This window comes from Variovorax sp. GW821-FHT09A10, from assembly GCF_059418385.1.
In genome coordinates this window covers 490,177-509,854 of sequence record NZ_JBWKPT010000002.1, presented here as the reverse complement: position 1 = coordinate 509,854, position 19,678 = coordinate 490,177, and the positions used below count along the sequence as shown (strand labels likewise).

General features: G+C 68.4%; 17 protein-coding genes. 3 read left to right on the top strand and 14 right to left on the bottom strand.

All coding sequences use genetic code 11. The features are described from left to right. Positions 1-48: 48 nt before the first annotated feature. Both AC07Q9_RS09160 and AC07Q9_RS09155 read left to right on the top strand, forming a co-directional pair. Entirely contained in the window at positions 49-4,548 is a 4,500-nt protein-coding gene (locus tag AC07Q9_RS09160; RefSeq protein WP_495308879.1) for a Mur ligase family protein, read from the top strand. An 83-nt stretch (positions 4,549-4,631) separates the two neighbouring features. Next, the gene (locus AC07Q9_RS09155; protein WP_495308877.1) at positions 4,632-5,654 is read left to right on the top strand and encodes a CFI-box-CTERM domain-containing protein; all 1,023 of its coding nucleotides are present in this window, start codon (positions 4,632-4,634) and stop codon (positions 5,652-5,654) included. Positions 5,655-5,750: 96 nt separating this feature from the next. Here AC07Q9_RS09155 and AC07Q9_RS09150 read toward each other — a convergent pair whose 3' ends face one another. After that, positions 5,751-6,317 (bottom strand): hypothetical protein, encoded by a 567-nt coding sequence (locus tag AC07Q9_RS09150; protein WP_495308875.1) that lies wholly within the window; start codon positions 6,315-6,317, stop codon positions 5,751-5,753. After that, complete coding sequence (locus AC07Q9_RS09145) at positions 6,314-7,216, bottom strand: LysR substrate-binding domain-containing protein (RefSeq protein WP_495308873.1); 903 nt, start codon at positions 7,214-7,216, stop codon at positions 6,314-6,316. Before AC07Q9_RS09145 ends, AC07Q9_RS09150 begins: the two co-directional genes overlap by 4 nt. Before the next feature lie 131 nt (positions 7,217-7,347). On the opposite strand from AC07Q9_RS09145, the gene AC07Q9_RS09140 reads away from it, so the two are divergent. Beyond that, a complete protein-coding gene (locus AC07Q9_RS09140) occupies positions 7,348-8,016 on the top strand; it encodes an FMN-dependent NADH-azoreductase (RefSeq protein WP_495308871.1) in 669 nt (222 codons plus the stop codon). Between the two features lie 21 nt (positions 8,017-8,037). Here AC07Q9_RS09140 and AC07Q9_RS09135 read toward each other — a convergent pair whose 3' ends face one another. From AC07Q9_RS09135 to AC07Q9_RS09080, 12 genes are all read right to left on the bottom strand, one after another. Continuing rightward, the gene (locus AC07Q9_RS09135) at positions 8,038-8,943 is read right to left on the bottom strand and encodes an SDR family oxidoreductase (RefSeq protein WP_062471360.1); all 906 of its coding nucleotides are present in this window, start codon (positions 8,941-8,943) and stop codon (positions 8,038-8,040) included. 109 nt (positions 8,944-9,052) lie between these two features. After that, complete coding sequence (locus AC07Q9_RS09130; protein ID WP_495308869.1) at positions 9,053-9,991, bottom strand: glutathione S-transferase family protein; 939 nt, start codon at positions 9,989-9,991, stop codon at positions 9,053-9,055. A gap of 32 nt (positions 9,992-10,023) precedes the next feature. After that, positions 10,024-11,664, bottom strand: a complete 1,641-nt coding sequence (locus AC07Q9_RS09125; RefSeq protein ID WP_495308867.1) for an isovaleryl-CoA dehydrogenase — start codon at positions 11,662-11,664, stop codon at positions 10,024-10,026. A 31-nt stretch (positions 11,665-11,695) separates the two neighbouring features. Beyond that, positions 11,696-12,712, bottom strand: a complete 1,017-nt coding sequence (locus AC07Q9_RS09120; RefSeq protein WP_095745324.1) for an NADP-dependent oxidoreductase — start codon at positions 12,710-12,712, stop codon at positions 11,696-11,698. Positions 12,713-12,736: 24 nt separating this feature from the next. Next, positions 12,737-13,207, bottom strand: a complete 471-nt coding sequence (locus tag AC07Q9_RS09115) for a PaaI family thioesterase (protein WP_082817985.1) — start codon at positions 13,205-13,207, stop codon at positions 12,737-12,739. Between the two features lies 1 nt (position 13,208). Then, complete coding sequence (locus AC07Q9_RS09110) at positions 13,209-14,006, bottom strand: SDR family oxidoreductase (RefSeq protein WP_495308864.1); 798 nt, start codon at positions 14,004-14,006, stop codon at positions 13,209-13,211. A gap of 32 nt (positions 14,007-14,038) precedes the next feature. Then, positions 14,039-14,341: a Dabb family protein gene (locus tag AC07Q9_RS09105; RefSeq protein WP_101491589.1), complete on the bottom strand. Its 303-nt coding sequence runs from the start codon at positions 14,339-14,341 to the stop codon at positions 14,039-14,041. A 22-nt stretch (positions 14,342-14,363) separates the two neighbouring features. After that, a complete protein-coding gene (locus AC07Q9_RS09100) occupies positions 14,364-14,603 on the bottom strand; it encodes a hypothetical protein (RefSeq protein WP_495308862.1) in 240 nt (79 codons plus the stop codon). 2 nt (positions 14,604-14,605) lie between these two features. Next, positions 14,606-16,459, bottom strand: coding sequence for an acyl-CoA dehydrogenase (locus AC07Q9_RS09095; protein ID WP_495308860.1), 1,854 nt, complete (start codon positions 16,457-16,459; stop codon positions 14,606-14,608). A gap of 18 nt (positions 16,460-16,477) precedes the next feature. Continuing rightward, the gene (locus tag AC07Q9_RS09090; protein ID WP_495308858.1) at positions 16,478-16,969 is read right to left on the bottom strand and encodes a PaaI family thioesterase; all 492 of its coding nucleotides are present in this window, start codon (positions 16,967-16,969) and stop codon (positions 16,478-16,480) included. 2 nt (positions 16,970-16,971) lie between these two features. Continuing rightward, positions 16,972-18,147 (bottom strand): acetyl-CoA C-acyltransferase, encoded by a 1,176-nt coding sequence (locus tag AC07Q9_RS09085; RefSeq protein WP_070060672.1) that lies wholly within the window; start codon positions 18,145-18,147, stop codon positions 16,972-16,974. Between the two features lie 49 nt (positions 18,148-18,196). Further along, on the bottom strand, positions 18,197-19,672 hold the full coding sequence (locus tag AC07Q9_RS09080) for a M20 family peptidase (RefSeq protein WP_495308855.1): 1,476 nt from the start codon (positions 19,670-19,672) through the stop codon (positions 18,197-18,199). Positions 19,673-19,678 lie beyond the last annotated feature (6 nt).

The window sequence follows — 19,678 nt, the reverse complement described above, 5'->3', positions numbered from 1 at the left end:
ATTTGTAACCGCACCCGCCGCGAGTCGGGCAGGACAGGACACAACGCCGTGAGTCTCTCCGATCTTCTGGGCAGCGCCTGGCAGGGCCTGCACGCCGCATCGAACCCCGACGAAACGCACGCCGCCGAAGGCCTCGAGGACTGCCTCGTCTTCTTCGCCTGGAGCGACGGCACGACGCAGGCGCGGGTGATGTCCGGACGCGGCAAGAATCTCGAGACCGCGTGGGCACAAGGCACGCGGGCGCTCGAAGCGCAGGCCACGGGCGTGCCACGTGACCTGCGCGTCGACTGGGTCCGGCGCGTGCGTCCGCTGCACTGGGGCGCGTTCAAGGCGGCCCTGACGTCCCCCGCCGCCGAAGGACTGGCCTTCGACGCGCGATGCGACACCGCCCTGCTCGCTCCGCAGATCGACAACCAGCGCCTGCGCCTTCTGGACGCCCCCACCGACGACGACACGACCGTCTGGGCCTTCCAGACCCGCGCGGTGCACGTGGACGCCAGCGGCGTGCACACCATCGCTACCGACGGCCACCGCGAACGGCAATCCATCGACGCACCCTTGCTGCGCCGCCTGATCGCCGCCAGCGCCGACCATCTCGCCGCCCGCGTGCAAGCGGACGGCGCGCTCGCGCCGAGCACGCCCGATGCCGACGCCCCCCGCGCCGCCGACCATGCCCACGCCGTGCACGCGTTGCTCGGCGCCTGGGACCCGGCGCAGGCCGAAACCCGCCAGGCCGCGATCCACCGCGCGCTCGCGCGGCTGACGCGCACGCTGATCCGGCCGGCCGCGTTGCCCAACGGCACGCACGTCGCCTGCCTCGTGGAGTCCGGCAGCAGCGACACCTCGCTGGGCGCCAACGCCGCCTGCATCGGCGCGCTGGTGCGCTACACCGAGCTCAGCCGCGACCGGCGTTACCTGCCCCTGCTCGACCAGCTCGCGCGCACCGTGCTGCACATGCAGGACCCGGTGTCCGGGCGCTTCGCCCACGCGCTGCACCACCCGTCGATGGCCGAGAAGCCCGAAGCGCCCGGCGACGCGCGCGAGGACGACCAGGCCGTGGTGGCGCTGCTGCGTCTGTACGGCCTCACGGGCAACCGCCGCTGGTTCGGCGCCGTCGAAAAGGCCTTCGAGCACTTCGTCGCCGTCGGCTACGCCAACGCGCAAGACCACGCGCTGTGCCGCGCCACCAGCGCGCTCGTGCGCTACCGGCCCGAGCCGCGCTACTTCCAGTTCGGCCTGCAGAACCTCCACGCCTCGCTCGACTTCGCGCTGGCACAGACCACCGCCGTGGCGGCCCTGCCGGCCCAGCTGGCGGCCGGTGCCGAACTGGTCGCGCGGCTCGACGCCAACCCCGCCCAGCAGCCGCTGCTCGACGGGCTCGATCGCGCCGCGCTGCACCGCGCGCTGCTGCACAGCATGCAGCGCCTCGCCGACAACCATGCCGGGCCCGAGCGCGCGATGTTCTTCGCGCAGCCGGCGGCCGTCGAGGGCAGCTTCTTCGGCGACACCGCGCAGGCGCTCGCCGATGCCGTCGCCTGCCTGAAGCTGCTGCAGTCGACGGCCGGCGCGCCCTTGCACGACGCGGCGCTGGCCGAGGCCGTGCGCACCGCCGCGCGGCAGCCGCTGGCCGACGCAGTGCTCGATGCCGTGCCGCGCGATGTCCGCTTCACCCACCCGCTCACGCTGGGCCCGCTGCGCCTGCTCGGCGCGCGCGTGCGCCCGCGCGAGATGACCGGCCCCGGCCCGCTCACCGTCGAGACCTGGTGGCAGGCCGACGCGCCCGTCGACACCGACTGGCGCCTGGACATCGGCACGCGCCCCGCCACCTGCGTCACCGCGCCGGCCTGGGGCCTCTCGACCGGCCACGCGCCCTGCCAGGGCCGCCACCCCGTCAGCCGGTGGACGCCGGGCAAGGTCTACCGCGACGTCCACGTGCTGCGCCCGCCGCTGGCCACGCGGCTGTACGACGTCGACATGCAGATGGAAGCCGGACTGATCGGCCCCGATGGTCGTCGTGTGGAGCGCCTGCGCATGCCGCGCTTCTTCGACTTCGTCGTGCAGGAAGGCAAGGCCTCGCCTGCGCCGACGTGGCGCTACCCGGCGGTGCCGCGCTACCGCGTCGTCGCGCCCGCGTCGCTGCCGCCCGACCAGCCGGGCGAGCCGCGGCAGACCTGGAACGCCGCGCAGATCGAAGCCGTGACGGGCGGCACCTGGCATGTGGCCCCGCCGCCGGGCTGGTTCATTCGCTCGCTCACGCGCGGCGAAGGCCACACGCCGCTGGTGCCGCCGCCCACGATGTTTGTCGCCTCCGACTACTGGACCCTGGCGACCCACGAGCGCTTCGGCGACAACGAGAGCGAGCGCAACTGGGACTGGTCGGAGTCGGTCGCGCGCATGCAGCCCACGCTGGCCGGCGCGGTGCTGCGCAAGCCCGTGCCGGGCCTGGCGCCCGACTTTCCGGTGCTGCTGGTCGACGACCCGATCCAGGCGCTGGTCGAGCTGGGCATCGCCGCGCGCGAGCGGCTGCAGGGCAAGGTCATCGGCATCACAGGCAGCGCGGGCAAGACCTCGGTGTGCCACATGCTCGACCACGCTTTCGCGCCCACGCACACCCGCTTCGCGACCATCGACAACTACAACTCGCGCGTGGGCATGCTGTCGATGCTGGCCAACACGCCCGCGCAGACCGACCTGGTGATCCTGGAGGTGGCCGTCAGCGCGATCAACGCGGTGGACTACCAGAACATCAAGCGCGTGCGGCCCGACCTGGCCGTGGTCACGAACATCACGGCCTCGCACCTGGGCGAAGGCGAGACCGTGATGGACGTCGCGCGACGCAAGGCCAACATCTTCGAAGGCATGCAGCCCGGCGCCTGGGCCGTGATCTGCACCGACACCGACCACTTCGACTATCTCGTGGAGCGTGCGCGGGCGCGCGAGCTGCGTGTGCTGACCTACGGCAGCGCCGCATCGGCCGACTTCCGTCTCGACGCGCACGACCCGGCCACCGGCCACGTCCGCGCCAGCCGCCCCCACAGCGACGGCCAGCGCTTCGAATACACGCTCGGCGCCAAGGGCCGCCACATGGCCGTCAACAGCCTCGTGTGCTTCGCCGTGGCGCACGCGCTGTCGCTCGACAGCGGGCGCGTGCCAGAGCAGCTGGCCTCGTTCGCCGCCGTGAAGGGGCGCGGCCAGGAGCTGTCGTTCACGCTCGACCACAGGCGCTTTCGCGTCATCGACGAGTCGTACAACGCGAACCCGCTGTCGATGACGGCGGCGCTGGCCTCGCTGGCCGAGCAGCCCGACGAACAAGGCCGCAAGCTGCTCGTGCTCGGCGACATGAAGGAGCTGGGCGACGACACGCAGCGCCACCACGATGCGCTCGTCGAGCCCATCGTCCAGTGCCATCCGGCGCGCGTGTTCCTGCTGGGCGAGTGCATGGCGCGGCTGCACGAGCACCTCGCGACCGCCCTGCCGCAGGGCGCCACCGTGCAGGCCTTCGACACGCTGGAGGCGCTGGAGCGCGCGCTGCTCGAACAGGTCGCCACCGACGACACCGTGCTCTTCAAGAGCTCCAACGGCACGGGGCTGTGGCAGATCGTTCGCAACATGACCGAGCTGCAGGAAGAAGAAAAGGAAAAAGAGCAGCAACGACAAGCACGCCGCGCGCGCGAACGCGCGGCAGCAGCGGCTGCTGCTGCCGCGGCAATGCCGAAACCGCCCGTGCTTCCCCCCATGCCCCAGCCGCCCGCCGTCGTGATCCGGCGCGCCGGTTCGCCGGCGGAGAGCGCGCAGCCCACGCCGAGCTGGGTGCTGTACGACTTCACGCACGACCGGCTGCTGACCCATCAGCCTTCAGAACACAGCTTTGTGCCCGCCTCGCTGTCGAAGCTGGTCACCGCCGCGCTGGTCGAGCAGAAGCTGCGCGACGACCGGCTCGACCGTCATGCCGAAGCCGTGCAGGTGCCCGTCGACCCCGTGCCCGCGCACGACGATCCGTCGGCCACGCTGTATGCGGCCGATGCGCCGCCGCTGCCCGTGCATCGCCTGCTCGAAGCGGCGCTGGTCGTGTCGTCCAACAAGGCGGCGCTCACGCTCGCGTCGTGGCACAGCGGCGACTTCGACAGCTTCGTCGCGGCGATGAACCGCCAGGCGCAGGCCTGGGGCATGCATGACACGCACTTCGCCTGCCCCGCCGGCCTGGTGCGCACGGCGCGCACCACCGCGGTCGACATGCTCACGATGGCGCGCCATGTGCTGCGCGACTTTCCGTCGGTGCTCGAGATGGCCGGCAAGGACCGGCTCGACGGCGTGCCCGCCGAAGCCCCGAGCACCAACCTGCTGCTGGGCCGCGTGCCCGGCGTGGACGGTCTGAAGACCGGCTCGCTGCCGGGCCTGGGCTCACACCTGATCGCCACCGCGCAGCGCGACCAGCGCCGGCTGGTGTCGGTCGTGCTCGGTGCACCGGATCGCCAGACCTGTGCGCGGTTGTCGGCGTTGCTGTTGCAGCGTGGGTTCGAGACGCCGGCGGCGCCGGGGCTGCAGTAGGCCGCTGCGGCAAGGAGAGATCGGCCGCCGGCGCTTGCTACATTTCACGGCCGACGTCCCCTCTTCAATTCGCTCGAATTTCAATGAATCTTGTTGCTGCTGTGTGCCCCCAGTGTTCTGGCGCCCTTGAAATTCCAGCAGAGCGGGATTTCGTGACGTGCCAGTACTGCGGGATCGACATCATGGTGCGCGAGCCCGCACGGCCAGCGCACCACGTTCAGTGGGTTCAGCCCGCAGCGCAGCCGCCCGCCAATGCGGCGAATCTCAAACGGCTGGGCGCGATTGCGGTGGCTGCAGGCAACTATTCGGAGGCCTGCGAGTATCTCGATCGCGCGCTGGAGATCGATCCTGGCGATGTCGAAATTTGGCTCAGCAAGGCGTATACGCTGGGCCTGGACAGCCGGCCCCTTCATCTTCGACTGCGGGAAATGCTGGAGGCGTTTCACGGTGCGCGCGCAGCAGCCGCGCCTGAGCGTCAGGCCGCCTTGCTGAAAGACGAGGTCTCGAAGACCAAGGCCCTGATGTTTCCGCTCCATGCTGCCTCGAAAGAGCTGCTGCGTGCTGCCCCGTCATCTTCCGCGTGGGACAGCTATGTGCAGCAGTGCGCGCACTACCTCGCCGCCGCGAATATCGTGCACCGCCGCGTGCCCGACGATGTGGAGATCATCGAGTTCGTGATCGAGGTGTGCAGGGACAACATCGAGGGCCTCTATGGCGCCAGCACCAGCGAAGGCTACTGTGCGGTGGACGACGCGACGGAGAAGCAGTTGCGCGAAATCATGGAGGGCTACAACGCAAAGCTGACGGTGTTCAAGCCAGGCTATGAGTATCCGATGGTGCAACGCGCCGGCAAGCAATGCTTCATCGTGACCGCCACGATGGGCGACCCGACGCACCCGGCGGTCGTGCTCCTCAGAGTCTTCAGGGACGAACATCTGGTTCGCTTTTCGGTCGGGCGCGCTTTCATCGCCTGGTACTGGAGGCGCGGCCCGGCACTCGCGCGACAGGTCGCCAAGTCGAAGGCCCGGAGAAGCGCTGCCTACGTCCTCGTGGTTGCGCCTGCGGTTGCATGTGTCAAGGCATTCAATCGTTGCAAGACACGATGAGCGGGGCCATCGAATGCCAGAGCCACGAATGCGCCTTTGCACCTGCCTGCGGCCTCTCGCATTGATTTGCGCGCTCGGTCTTAGCCGCCAGGGTGGCTAGTTCGCAGACGGTGGGTCGCCCAACGTCAAGCGAACCTCGTGTTCCATCCGATGCAGACAGGCCTGAGCGAACGCCAGGCGAACCACGGTCGCCTCGGGCGCCGTGGTCAGGAACAGATAGCCCGGCCCCGCCCGCGTTGGCATCAAGGTCATCTGTCCATCGCGGATTTCGTGCATGACCATGATGTCCCCGGGGTTCTCGCCGACCTTGCCCAGCGCCGCCAGATCGTCGCGCGTGATGCAGACCACCGACGTGTCGAACTCCGCCAACATCTTCGTTCGATAGTGAGGCGGTGAGCCGCCTAAGACCGACACTGACGCGAAGCGGATGGCGTTCCCCGGTAAAGGCTTCAGGCGTGCGAAGCGGTGCGTCAAAGATGCCATGTCACCCTCGAGTTCCAACCCCAGCCGACGGGTCCGTTCTGGAAACGGGGATTCGGTGTCCACCAGAAAACGCCGATAGCGCTCAACCACCGAGGCGGCATCTTTCGGCGTCGTGGCGCATCCGGCCATGGACAGCAGCAATGCCATGGCGGCCAGCGGCAAACGGAGGGGAAACTTCATGTCACCGCACCCAACGGCTGCAACCCCTTCACCCACTCGAACACCGCCGCCACCGCCGGCTCCGAACGGCGCCCTTCCTGGCACACCAAATAGAACGGCAGCCCAGGCAACTCGGGCCCAAAGGGCTGCACGAGGTTGCCCGCGCGCAGCTCGTCTGCGATCAGCGCCAGGCTCATCAACGCCACGCCCTGACCCTGCAGCGCGGCGGACACGGTGTGCGTCTCGTCCGAGAACACCGGACCGGCCGACACGTCGAGGCCCGGCACCTGCGCCTGCTGTTGCCATTCGAGCCAGGTGCCCGGCGGGCTCTTGCTGCTGGGCGCCGCGAAATGCAGCAGCGTGTGTCGCGTCAGGTCGGCCCGGCGGCGCAGCTTGAGTGCGGGGCTGCAAGCCGGCGCAAAGACGTTGTCGAACAGCTTCTCGGCCACCATGCCGGGCCACTGGCCACGGCCGTAGCGGATGGCGATGTCGGCCGTGACGCCGTCGAGCGCCACCGCGTCGTGCGACGCATGGATGCGCAGGTCGAGCTTGGGGTGCAGCGCACGCAGCGTGCTCACGCGCGGCAGCAGCCAGCGCGCCGCGACGGCCGGCGTGACCGACAGCGTGATGGCCTGTCGCGCCGGCGGTGCGCGCAATCGTGCGACCGCGTTCGCCATGGCGCCGAACGAATCGCTCAGCACCGCCTGCAGCTCGCGTCCTTGCGGCGTCAGCACCAGTTGCCGCGGCTGCCGGATGAAAAGTGCCACGCCCAACGCGTCTTCGAGTTGCCGCACCTGGTGGCTGATGGCCGTGGGCGTGACCGACAGCTCGTTCGCCGCGAGCTTGGCGCTGCAATGGCGCGCCGCGGCCTCGAAGGCGCGCAGCGAGGCCAGCGGAGGCAGTGAATGCAGGGCGGACATGGATGAATGGAATTTTCAGTAAGACAAAGAAATGGTCGTTTGTCGCTCTGCTGATGCTTGGATAAATTCAAACCCATGTCAAGCAAACAGCTGAATTTCATTCACTCACTCCACCCACCGAGGACCACGCCATGACCACCTTGCTCCATCTCGACAGCAGCGCCCGCCCCGGCCGTTCGGGCACCACCGTGCACGGCTCGCACTCACGCCGCCTGAGCCACCATTTCGTTTCGGCCTGGAAAGCCACCCGCCCGCAGGACGAGGTGATCTATCGCGACATCGGTGCCGCGTCACCGAGTGTGGTCACGGGCGAATGGATCGAGGCGGGCTACACGCCGCAGGACCTGCGCGCGCCGTGGATGCACGAGGTGCTCGCGGAAAGCGATACGCTGATCGCCGAGATCCGCCAGGCCGACGTGCTGGTGATCGGCGTGCCGATGTACAACTTCAGCATGCCCGCGCCGCTGAAGTCATGGATCGACAACGTGGTGCGCATCGGCGCGACCTTCGACTACGACCGCAGCCGCGAGAACCCGTATGTGCCGCTGCTGGCGGAGCGCAACCGCCGCACCGTACTGCTCACGTCGTGCGGCAGCAGCGGCTACGGGCCGGGCGGCGTCCAGGCGCACCTGGACCTGCTGACGCCCGGCATCGCCAACCCGTTCGCGCTGCTCGGGTTGAACGAGATCCACAGCGTGGCGGTCGAGCATGCGGAAGACCATGGCGACCTGCTTGACCAATCGATTGCCGCCGCACTCGCGCGCGTCGACGCGCTGGTGGGTCAGCTGCAGGCCGCCTGACGGGCCTGCGGATTGCCTTGATCAGGCGGAACGCAGCTGCTCGCGCAGCTTCTGCCCGATCTCGGGGCGCTCCAGGAACGGGTCGGCCGGGTTGGTGATCGACACGATGTTCTCCATGCGGCTCTTCACGTTGCCCAGCGCCTTGGGGTGGCTGAACACGTAGAACTGGTTGTCGCTGATGGCTTCGAACACCTTGTGCGCCACCTCGGCGGCCGTGATCTTGCCGCTGCTCACCGCCTTGTTGCTCATGGCCTGGCCGATGAGCTGGCTCTTGGTGAGCTCGGTGTCCTTCGGTGCGTTCGGGCGGTTGCGCTCGCTGCTCGTGATGCCGGTGGGCACGAAGTACGGGCACAGCAGGCTGGCGCCGATCTGGTCGGTGACCAGGTTCAAGTCCTGGTACATGGTTTCGGTCAGGCTCACGACGGCCGCCTTGGCCGCGTTGTAGATGCCCATGTTGGGCGGCGTGAGCAGGCCGGCCATGCTGGCGGTGTTGGTGATGTGGCCGCGGTAGCTCGGGTCCTTGGCGGCGGCCTCGAGCATCATGGGCGTGAACAGGCGCACGCCGTGGATCACGCCCCACAGGTCGACGCCCAGCACCCATTCCCAGTCGGCCACGGTGTTTTCCCACACCAAGCCACCGGCGCCGACGCCGGCGTTGTTGAACACGAAATGCGGCGCGCCGAAGCGTTCCTTGACGGCGGCGGCCAGCGCCTCCATCTGGGCCGCGTCGGACACGTCGACCTTGCGCGCCAGCACCTGGACGCCCAGGGCTTCCATTTCTGCCTTGGCCTTGTCGAGTGCGTCCTGCTGCACGTCGACCAGCACGAGATTCATGCCGCGGGCGGCGCCGATGCGCGCGCATTCGAGGCCGAAGCCCGAGCCTGCGCCGGTGAGTACGGCGGTCTTGCCCTTGAAGTCCTGGATCATTTGCCGGTGTCCTTGTCTCTGACGTTGAAGCGGAAGCCCCTATTGAAATACGGAACGCGCGCCGGCGCAGTCACGAAGGTGCCCCGACCCACGTTCACATCGGACGTTTTCAGGCCTCTGCTTTCTTCAACACGTAGCCGATGCGCGGAAAGTGCACATGCACCCTGCCCGTGCGCTCGCTGTTGCGCTCCAGCGTGTAGTGCGTGCGCGTGGCGGCCACCAGGATGCCCGGCGTCTCCTCGAGGCCGAAGCTCTCGGCGCGAATGGTGACGGCGCTGCCCAGCGCAATGCCGTGGTCGTCCTGGAAGGTGCTGTCGGTCAGCAGCGTGTGCGGCGTGGCGGCTTTGGCGACGGCGATGGCCTCGTCGCTGGAGAACTTCGACGAGCTGCCGTGGCCGATGGCCGCCATGCGGTCCATCCAGTCGAGCACCGCGGGCGTCAGATCGAGGATGCCCTTCACCGCCTCGATGCGGCGCGTGTACCAGAGCGGGTGGTAGGCCGAGAAGTCGGCAATGCTGGGCACTTCGCCCAGCAGGAAGGGCTTGTCGTCGAGCATGTCCGACAGGCGGCGCAGGTACGACTTGTAGGCGCTGGTGGCGTCGGCCGGGCGCAGGCGGGTCATGTTGCCGGCGCTCATCTTGCCGCGGTCTTCGCCGAAGGCCTTGATGGCTTCGGGCGGGGCCTTGGCGAACACCTCGGCCGCGCCCCTGGGCTGCAGGTTCCAGGCCATCGCGGCCCAGAACAGCGAGGTGTCGGCCCATTGCGCGAGGATGCGCGACATGCCCTTCTCGGGCTCGGGGTAGAGCGTGGGCTCGGGCTGCAGGTGCTCCAGCACGTCGGCGATGAGCGCGCTGTCGCAGTACATGTCGGCGCCGATCTGCAGGAACGGCGTCTTGCGGTAGCCGCCCGTGAGCACTTCCACGTCGGGCTTGGGCATGATCGGCGGAATGAAGACCGACTTCCACGGCAGCTTCTTGGCGCCGAGGATCAGGCGCACCTTCTCCGAGAACGGCGAGGTGGTGTAGTGGTGAAGGATGAGGTCGGCCATGGTGTCTTTCGTGGAGGTGTTCTTGTCGGGGCTCAGCGCGGCTGCGCCCGCTGGATGATCGAATCGAAATCGGTGCCCGCGCCCAGCGTGCCGAAGGCCTGGCCCCAGTCGCCGCCCAGGCGCGAGGCGCAGAAGGCATCGGCCACGGCGGCGGGCGCGGTCTGCACCAGCAAGGCGGCCTGCACGGCCAGCGCCACGTCTTGTGCCAGGCGGCGTGCCTCGGTCTCGGAGGCCATGGCCTCGATGCGTGCGGGCAAGGCGTCGGCCAGGCGGTCGAGGGCGGCTTGCTGGCCGCGCGCGGGGGCCAGCTCGTGCGCCAGCGCGGCCACGGCGTCGCCCTTGCGCAGGCCGCGCAGCAGGTCGAGCGCCATGATGTTGCCGGCGCCCTCCCAGATGGAGTTGAGCGGCATCTCGCGGTAGATGCGCGCGACGATGCCCTCGCCGCCCTCTTCCACGTAGCCGTTGCCGCCCAGGCACTCCATGGCCTCCTGCGCGAAGTGGCTGCCACGCTTGCAGATCCAGAACTTGGCGACCGGCGTGAGCAGGCGCGCCATCAGGTTCTCGTGCGCGTCAGCCTGGCGGTCGAAGGCCCGCGCGAGGCGGATCGCCAAGGCGGTGGCGGCTTCGCTTTCGAGCGCGAGGTCGGCCAGCACGTTCTTCATGAGCGGCTGTTCGACCAGCGGCTTGCCGAAGGCCTGGCGCTGCGCCGTGTGGTTCAGCGCGATGCCCAGCGCCTGGCGCATGAGGCCGCTGGTGCCGAGCGAGCAGTCGAGCCGCGTCATCGTGCCCATCTCGAGGATCTGCGGAATGCCGCGCCCCTCCTCGCCCACGAGCCAAGCGCTGGCGCCGTGGAACTCGACCTCGGAGCTGGCGTTGGCCTTGTTGCCGAGCTTGTCCTTCAGCCGCTGGATGTGGATGGCGTTGCGCGTGCCATCGGGCCGCACGCGCGGCAGGAAGAAGCACGACAGCCCGGCCGGCGCCTGCGCGAGGATGAGGAAGGCATCGCACATCGGCGCCGAGAAGAACCACTTGTGGCCCGTGATCGCGTAGCGCTCGCCCCAGGCGTCGCTGCCGTCGCGCACCGCCTGCGTGGTGTTGGCCCGCACGTCGGAGCCGCCCTGCTTCTCGGTCATGCCCATGCCCATGGTCACGCCGGGCTTGTCGTTCAAGGGCTTGAGCGCGGGGTCGTACCAGAGGCTGGCGAGCTTCGGGCCCCACTCGGCATGCACGCCCGCGTTGCCGCGCAACGCGGGCGTGACGGCGTAGGTCATCGAGATCGGGCACAGGATGGACGGCTCCAGCTCCGTGAAGAGCATGAAGCCCGCCGCGCGCAGCACGTGCGGCGAGGCGGACGTGCCCGTCCACGGCGTGCCGTGCAGGCCCGCGCCCACGGCGGCAGTCATCAGCGCGTGGTAGCTCGGATGGAACTCCACCTCGTCGATGCGACGGCCGAAGCGGTCGTGCGTGTGGAGTTCGGGTGTGTGGATGTTGGCCAGCCGCGCATGCGTCTGCATGGCGGCCGAGCCGAGGGTGGCGCCCAGCTCGTGCAGCTGCGTGGTCTGCAGCGCGGGCGCGTTGAACTTCAGCGCATCGCGCAAGGGGCGGTGGGTGTCGAAGAGGTTGTAGTCGACCAGCGGCGTGGGCTGGTTGAAGACCTCGTGCGTCGTGTCCATGACCGGCCTCCTTGCCGTGCGTTTCAGTGCATCAGATCAGCTTGACGAGTTGCTTGCCGAAATTCTTGCCCTTGAGCAAACCCAGGAAGGCCTCAGGGGCGGATTCGATGCCCTGCGCGATCGACTCGCGCGGCTTGAGCTTGCCCGTGCCCACCAGCGTGCCGAGTTCGGTCAGCGCCTCGGGCCACACTTCCATGTGCTCGCTGACGATGAAGCCCTCGATCTTCAGGCGGTTGATGAGGATCAGCGCCGGGTTCGCCAGCGGCAGCGGCTGGCCGTCGTAGCCCGCGATCATTCCGCACAGTGCCACGCGCGCAAAGGCGTTGGTGCGCAGCAGCACGGCGTCGAAGATGTAGCCGCCGACGTTCTCGAAGTAGCCGTCGATGCCGTTCGGGCAGGCTTCCTTGAGCGCGGCGCTCATGGTCTTCACGTCGGGGTGCTGGCGGTAGTCGATGCAGGCGTCGAAGCCAAGCTCGTCGGTCACGTACTTGCACTTGTCGGGGCCGCCCGCGATGCCGACCACGCGGCAGCCGCGCGCCTTGGCCAGCGCGCCGAAGGCACTGCCCACTGCGCCGCTGGCGGCGGTGATGACGACGGTTTCACCGGCCTTGGGCGCGATGATCTTCACGAGGCCGTACCAGGCCGTCACGCCGGGCATGCCCACGGCGCCGAGGTAGTGCGACAGCGGCACGTGCGTGGTGTCGACCTTCTTGAGCGCGCCGGGCTGCGAGGCATCGACCACGCTGTATTCCTGCCAGCCGCCGAAGCCGACGACCTTGTCGCCCACGGCGAACTTGGGGTGCTTGCTCTCGACCACTTCGCCGACCGTGCCGCCCTGGAACACCTGGCCCACGGGTTGCGGCTGCGCGTAGCTCTTCGCGTCGTTCATGCGCCCGCGCATGTACGGATCGAGGCTCATGTAGTGGTGGCGCACCAGCACCTGGTTGTCGGCGAGCGCCGGCGTCTCGACAGTCACCAGCTTGAAGTTGCTGGCCGTGGCTTCGCCCTCGGGGCGGTTGTCGAGGTGGATCTGCTTGTTGGTGGGCATGAAAGTCTCCGGGGGAATGGGGTGTCAGTCGGTCGATGGCGGACGCATGGCGTTCGCGCTCGCGGGGCCGGTCGGCAGCCGGCGCTTCACGTACTTGAAGGTGCCGGTGGCATGGGCGCACACGCGCTCCTGCTCGTCGTAGATCTTGGCTTCGGTGAAAGCCAGCGTCGCGGTGCGGTGCAGCAGCGTGCCGCGCGCGTGCAGCGGGCCGACCGAGGGCTGCATGAAGCTGGTCTTCATCTCGATGGTGACCACGCCGGTCTCGGGCGCCACGCTGCGCGCGGCGGCCGCCATGGCGATGTCGAGCAGCGTCATGCAGGCGCCGCCGTGCGTCACGTCGAAGGTGTTCAGGTGCTCGGGCTTGGCGGTGTAGATGATCTCGGACTGGCCGTCCTCGAACTTCGTGAGCTCGAAGCCGAGGTGGCGCGCGAACGGAATCTGGCTCGTGTACGAGCGGATGTTGATGTCGCTGGATTTTTCGGGCGAATCGGACATGTCAGGCCGCACCCAGCACCACGCTCACGCCGCCGTCCACCGCCACCCACTGGCCGGTGATGTGCTTGCCGGCATCGCTCGCGTACAGCAGCGTCAGGCCCTTCAGGTCTTCGTCGTCGCCCAGGCGGCCCAGCGGCGCCGAGGCGGCCATGTGCTCTTCGCCCAGGGTCTTGATCAGGCCGGCCGCCATCTTCGTCATGAAGAAGCCCGGGCAGATCGCGTTCACGTTGATGTTGTACTTGCCCCATTCGGCGGCCAGCGTCTTCGTGAAGCCGATCACCGCGGTCTTCGAGGTGTTGTAGGCCAGCGTCTGCATGCCGGGCGGGTTGCCGTTCAGGCCGGCGATCGAGGCGATGTTGATGATGCGCCCGCGCTTCTTCGGGATCATGTAGCCGTTGGCAACCTGCTGCGCGAGGATGAAGTAGCCGCGCACGTTGAGGTTCATCACCTTGTCCCAGGCCTCGACCGGATGGCTCTCGGCGGGCGAACCCCAGCTGGCGCCGGCGTTGTTGATGAGGATGTCGATGCCGCCCATGCGCTGCAGCGTTTCGTCGGCCAGGCGGCGGGTGTCTTCTTCCTTGGAGCAGTCGGCGGCGATCCAGCGCGCGTCGATGCCGGCGGCCTGCAGCGCGGCGGCGGCCTGCTCCAGGTCGTCGGCCTTGCGCGAGCTCAGCATGATCTTCGCGCCGGCTTCGCCGAGCGCATGGGCCATCTGCAGGCCCAGGCCGCGCGAGCCGCCGGTGATGAGGGCGGTCTGGCCCGTGAGGTCGAACAGTTGTTGGGTGGTGCGGACGGTCATGGGTCTATCTCCGGTGTTCTGTGAGGGATCGGTCAGATTTCATAGTCCATGCACTGGCGGGCTTCGCGGACAGCGCCGATGAAGGGCTTCAATGCCACGTGTTGCGGATGGTCCGCATAGGCCGCCAGCGCGGCGGCGTCGGTGAATTCCGAATTGAGGATCAGGTCGTAGGTGGCCTCGAGCCCGGGCTGGGCGATGACCACCTCGAAACGGTGCGTGCCGGGCGAGAGCGTCGCGCAGGCATCGAGCAGCGCCTTGGCCTTGAGCAGGTTGGTCGCCTTGTCGGCGCCCTCGGCGTGTTCCTTGAACTTCCACATCACGATGTGCTTGAGCATGGTCGGGTCCTTGCCTTGTGTCTTACTTGAGCCGCGAACGCACGTAGATGAGCACGACGCCCACCGCGGCGACCACGGCGCCGGGCACGGCCATCGACCAGCCCAGCGCGGGCTCTGTGCGGCCCGTGGCGATGCCCAGGATCACGAGGAACAGGCCGCCGTAGATCAGGATCCAGATCCACTTCTCGAGCCGTGCATGCGGCTTGGGTGCTTTCGGCGGTTGGGCGGCGGGTGGGGGTGAGTTCGGGGCGGCGTTGGCCATTGTCAGAAAGCGTCCTCGGGCAAAGCGGTACAGGTCGGGTCACGGCTCTCCACCACGTTGAGCCAGGCACCGATTTTCGGCAGCTCGTAATGGAAGAAATAGTCCGTGGCGCCGATCTTGCCAGCTGTTACCGCCCTCGCCTTCTGTGCGTCGATTTCCAGGGCCCGCAGCGCCACGTCGAGCCAGAGCCAGGCCAGCACGGTGTGGCCGAAGGCCTGCATGTAGGGCACGGCGTTGGCCAGCGCGTCGGCCGGGTCGCCGGTGGACCAGGCGGCCTCGGTGGCGCTGCCGATGCGCTGCAGCGCGGCGCCCAGCGCCTTGGCGTGGGGAGCCAACGCGGGCACCTTGCCCGCGCGGCCGATGGTCTCGGTGACGCGCCCGGCCAGCAGCTGCAGGCCGCGGCCCTTTTCCATCAGCACCTTGCGGCCCAGCAGGTCGGCCGCCTGGATGCCGTGCGTGCCCTCGTGGATCATGTTCAGGCGGTTGTCGCGCCAGTACTGCTCCACCGGGAAATCGCGCGTGTAGCCGTAGCCGCCGTGCACCTGGATCGCCAGCGAATTGGCCTCCAGGCACCACTCGCTGGGCCAGCTCTTGGCGATGGGCGTGAGCACTTCGAGCAGTAGCCGGGCGTCGTCGGCCTGCGCGGCGTCGCCGGCCTTCTGCGTGTCGACCAGGCGGGCGCAGTACAGCTCCAGCGCCAGCGCGCCCTCGCAGTACGCCTTCTGGGCGAGCAGCATGCGGCGCACGTCGGCGTGCTCGATGATGCGCACCTGCGGCGCGGCCGAGTCCTTGGCCACGGCGGCACCGGCGGCTTCGGGCTTCTTCACCAGCCGGCCCTGCGGACGGCTCTTGGCGTAGTCGAGCGAGGCGTAGTAGCCGGCCATGCCGAGCATGGTGGCGGCGGTGCCGACGCCGATGCGGGCCTCGTTCATCATGTGGAACATGCAGTGCAGGCCCTTGCCGGGCGCGCCGACCAGGTAGCCCACGGCACCGGCCTTGCCGCCGACCGGGTACTTGCCCTCGCCGAAGTTCAGCAGCGTGTTGGTGGTGCCGCGCCAGCCGAGCTTGTGGTTCAGGCCGGCCAGCGCCACGTCGTTGCGCTCGCCGGTGAGTTCGCCCTGCGTATCCACCATGCGCTTGGGCACGATGAACAGCGAAATGCCGCGCGTGCCCGGAATGAGCTTGCCGTTCTCGTCGGGGATCTTGGCCAGCACGATGTGCACGATGTTCTCGGTCAGCTCGTGGTCGCCGGCCGAGATCCACATCTTGTTGCCCGTGAGCCGGTAGCGCGGACCCAGCGGGTCGTTTTGATAGTCGGCGCCATCGGGCACGGCGCGCGTGGCCACGTCGCTCAGCGACGAGCCGGCCTGGGGCTCCGACAGGCACATGGTGCCCGCCCAGCGGCCCGAGAATTCATTCTTGGCAAACACCTCTTTCTGCATCTCGGTGCCGTGCACCATGAGCAGGTTGGCGTTGCCGCTGGTGAGCATGTTCGAGCCGATGCTCACCGAGGCCATCGCGAAGAAGCTGTTGGCCGCGGCCTGCACCGTGTACGGCAGCTGCATGCCGCCGATCTCGTAGTCTTGCGCGGCGCTCATCATCCCGGACTCGACGAAGGCCTTGTGCGCGTCGTGCGTGGCCTGCGGCAGGATGACTTTCTCGCCGTCGAAATGCGGCTCCTGCGTGTCGACGGTGCGGTTGAACGGCGCGTACTTTTCGCGCGCGATGCGCTCGCAGGTGTCGAGCACGGCGTCGAAGGTCTCGCGCGAGTGGTCGGCAAAACGCTCGCTCTGGTTGAGCTTCTCGGCGTCGAGCCAGTCGTAGAGCAGAAAGTCGAGGGTGGGACGCAGGCTCATGGTGATGTCTTCTTCAGGCTACGACTTCGCGGGCGACGAAGTCTTCTTCGGGGAATCGGGCAGCGTGGCGATGGTGCCCTGCGCCAGCGCGCAGAGCTTCTCGGTGCCGTCGTCGGCCACCGCCACCACCTCGCAGGTACACACGGCCTGCGAGCTGCCGGTATGCACGGCCCGGGCGCGCGCAATCAGCCGCTGGCCGATGGCGGGCCGCACGTAGTTGATCTTGAATTCGGAGGTCACGACCGGCACGCGCAAGGCGCTGCCGCCCGCAAAGGTCAGCGCGTTGTCGGCCATGTAGCTCACGATGCCGCCATGAGCGAAACCGTGCTGCTGCTTCAGCTGCGCGGTGAGCGGCAACTGAAGCTCGGCATGGCCCGGCGCGAGTGCGTGCAGCTCGGCGCCGATCAGCACGCTGAAGGGCTGCGCAGCGAGCACGCTGCGGCCATACTCAAGGACAGCCAGGACGGCTTCGGGCGAGACCTCCTCCTGGTCATTGCCCAAGCCGGACATGGTTACAGGACCTCGAACACGCCCGCGGCGCCCATGCCGCCGCCGATGCACATCGTGACCACGACCTTCTTGGCGCCGCGGCGCTTGCCTTCGATGAGCGCGTGGCCCGTGAGGCGCTGGCCGCTCACGCCGTAGGGGTGGCCCACGGCGATGGCGCCGCCGTTCACGTTCAGGCGGTCGCCCGGAATGCCCAGCTTGTCGCGGCAGTAGATGACCTGCACGGCGAAGGCTTCGTTCAGCTCCCACAGGTCGATGTCGTTGACCGTGAGGCCCAGGCGCTTGAGCACCTTGGGAATGGCGAAGACCGGGCCGATGCCCATTTCGTCGGGCTCGCAGCCGGCCACGGCGAAGCCGAGGAAGCGGCCCAGGGGCTTCAGGCCCTTCTGTTGTGCGTACTTCTCGTCGACCACCACGCAGGCGCCGCCGCCGTCGGAGAACTGGCTGGCGTTGCCGGCCGAGATCAGGCCGCCGGGCATGGCCGAGCGGATGCCGCTGATGCCTTCCTTGGTGGTGCCGGGGCGGATGCCTTCGTCGTTCTCGATCGTGACTTCCTTGGTGCGCAGGCCCATCACGGGGTCGGCCACGCCGGCCAGCACGGTGATGGGGGCGATTTCAGCCTTGAAGAGGCCGGCCTCGAGCGCGGCGGTGGCACGCTGCTGGCTCTGTGCGCCGTACTCGTCCATGGCGTCGCGGCCGATGTTGTAGCGCTTGGCGACCTGCTCGGCGGTCTGCAGCATGTTCCAGTAGATCTCGGGCTTGTGCTTCACGAGCCACGGATCGGCCAGCATGTGCGTGTTGGCTTCGTTCTGCACGCACGAGATGCTCTCGACGCCGCCGGCCACGTACACGTCGCCCTCGCCCGCGATGATGCGCTGGGCGGCGGTGGCGATGGTCTGCAGGCCCGACGAGCAGAAGCGGTTGATGGTCATGCCCGAGGTGGTGACCGGCAGGCCGGCGCGCAGGGCGATCTGGCGCGCGATGTTGGAGCCGGTGGCGCCTTCAGGCGTGGCGCAACCCATGATGACGTCGTCGACCGAGGCCGGGTCGATGCCGGCGCGCTGCACCGCATGCTGCACGGCATGGCCGCCCAGCGTCGCGCCGTGGGTCATGTTGAAGGCACCCTTCCAGCTCTTCGCGAGCGGCGTGCGGGCGGTGGAAACGATGACGGCGCTGGTCATGGTGAGGTCCTTTGAAGATGGAAGGGAAAAGAGGGAGAAGACGGGGTCGTCATTGCGCCGGAGCAGCGTTGGTGTTGCTCAGGAGCTGGTGATAGAAGCCGATCATCTCGCCGTAGTTCGAGATGGCCAGGCGTTCGTTGTTGCCATGGAAGCGCGCCAGGTCTTCGCTCTTCACGCGGAACGGCGAGAAGCGGAAGACGGCGTCGCTCACGAGGCTGAAGTGGCGCGAATCGGTGGCGGCGGTCATGAGGCCGGGCGCCACCACGGCATCGGGGAAGCTCTGGCGCACCGCCTGCTGGATCGCGCGGTAGCCGGTGCTGTCGGTCGGCGACACGGGCGACGGCTCCGAGTTGCCGGGGTACTGCTTGATCTTGATGTCGTCGTTGGCCAGCGTCTTGCGCAGGTGCGCCTCGACGCTCGCGATGCTGTCGCCCGGCAGGATGCGGAAGTTGACGGCCGCCTCGGCGCGGCCGGGCAGCACGTTGTCCTTGTTGCCGGCGCGCACGATGGTCAGCGCCGTGGTCGTGCGCAGCATGGCGTTGCTGCTCGGGCTCTTCTCGAGCTGGCCGCGCACCAGCGACTCGGTGAGCCACAGGTTGGACAGCATCACGCGGTTGACGCCGCTCATTTCGGGCGCGAGCGCGCCGAACATCTGGCCCGCCACGCCCCGGATGCCGCCGGGCATCGGGTTGGCTTCGAGCCGGGCCAAGGCGGCGCTCATGCTGCCGATGGCGCTGTGTTGCGGCGGCATCGACGAATGGCCGGGGGCGGTGTCGAGCGACAGGAAGAAGGTGCCGTAGCCCTTCTCGGCCAGGCCGATGAGCGCCGCGGGCTTCGAGAGACCGGGCAGCACGCCGTCGAGCACCAGCAGACCTTCGTCGAGCACCCAGTCCAGGCGCACATTGCGCGACTTGAGCAGTTCGGCGATGGGCAGCGCGCCGCGCAGGCCGCTCACCTCTTCGTCGTCGCCCATCACCAGGTAGACGGTCTGCTTCGGCTTGAAGCCGGCGCCGATGAGCAGCTCGATGGCTTCCATCTGCGCGAAAAGATTGCTCTTGTTGTCGAGCGTGCCGCGGCCCCAGACGAAACCGTCCTTGATCTCGCCGGCGAAGGGGTCGACCGTCCAGGCTTTTTCAGTGCCGGGGGCGATGGGCACCATGTCCTGATGCGCCATCAGTGCGATGGGCTTGGCGGACGGGTCGGTGCCGGCCCATGTGTAGAGCAGTGCCTTGTTGCCCACGACTTCCTTCTTCAGGGTGGCGTGGACCTTGGGGTACTGCTGTTCGAGGTAAGCGTGGAGCTTGTCGAACTCGGCCGCGTTGGCCGCCGAGTCGTCCATGCTCGACACCGTGCGGAACGTGATCGCCGTAGACAGCCGCTTGGCGGCCGCCTGCAGATCGATGTCCAGCTTGGGTGCGGGCGCCACCGCGAGTTGCTGCGATGGCGTGGTCCAGGTCTTGACCGCCACAGCCGCCACGAGTGCCAGGAGCACCAGCAGCAGCCCGAGGAAGATGCGTTTCAACATGGGCGG

Coding starts and splice junctions, on each gene's coding strand:
- AC07Q9_RS09090 (WP_495308858.1), bottom strand. CDS start 16,969: ATGTCCGGCTTGGGCAATGACCAGGAGGAGGTCTCGCCCGAAGCCGTC.
- AC07Q9_RS09155 (WP_495308877.1), top strand. CDS start 4,632: ATGAATCTTGTTGCTGCTGTGTGCCCCCAGTGTTCTGGCGCCCTTGAA.
- AC07Q9_RS09120 (WP_095745324.1), bottom strand. CDS start 12,712: ATGCCCACCAACAAGCAGATCCACCTCGACAACCGCCCCGAGGGCGAA.
- AC07Q9_RS09095 (WP_495308860.1), bottom strand. CDS start 16,459: ATGAGCCTGCGTCCCACCCTCGACTTTCTGCTCTACGACTGGCTCGAC.
- AC07Q9_RS09110 (WP_495308864.1), bottom strand. CDS start 14,006: ATGACCGTCCGCACCACCCAACAACTGTTCGACCTCACGGGCCAGACC.
- AC07Q9_RS09145 (WP_495308873.1), bottom strand. CDS start 7,216: ATGTCCGCCCTGCATTCACTGCCTCCGCTGGCCTCGCTGCGCGCCTTC.
- AC07Q9_RS09105 (WP_101491589.1), bottom strand. CDS start 14,341: ATGCTCAAGCACATCGTGATGTGGAAGTTCAAGGAACACGCCGAGGGC.
- AC07Q9_RS09135 (WP_062471360.1), bottom strand. CDS start 8,943: ATGATCCAGGACTTCAAGGGCAAGACCGCCGTACTCACCGGCGCAGGC.
- AC07Q9_RS09080 (WP_495308855.1), bottom strand. CDS start 19,672: ATGTTGAAACGCATCTTCCTCGGGCTGCTGCTGGTGCTCCTGGCACTC.
- AC07Q9_RS09125 (WP_495308867.1), bottom strand. CDS start 11,664: ATGGACACGACGCACGAGGTCTTCAACCAGCCCACGCCGCTGGTCGAC.
- AC07Q9_RS09100 (WP_495308862.1), bottom strand. CDS start 14,603: ATGGCCAACGCCGCCCCGAACTCACCCCCACCCGCCGCCCAACCGCCG.
- AC07Q9_RS09150 (WP_495308875.1), bottom strand. CDS start 6,317: ATGAAGTTTCCCCTCCGTTTGCCGCTGGCCGCCATGGCATTGCTGCTG.
- AC07Q9_RS09130 (WP_495308869.1), bottom strand. CDS start 9,991: ATGGCCGACCTCATCCTTCACCACTACACCACCTCGCCGTTCTCGGAG.
- AC07Q9_RS09140 (WP_495308871.1), top strand. CDS start 7,348: ATGACCACCTTGCTCCATCTCGACAGCAGCGCCCGCCCCGGCCGTTCG.
- AC07Q9_RS09085 (WP_070060672.1), bottom strand. CDS start 18,147: ATGACCAGCGCCGTCATCGTTTCCACCGCCCGCACGCCGCTCGCGAAG.
- AC07Q9_RS09115 (WP_082817985.1), bottom strand. CDS start 13,207: ATGTCCGATTCGCCCGAAAAATCCAGCGACATCAACATCCGCTCGTAC.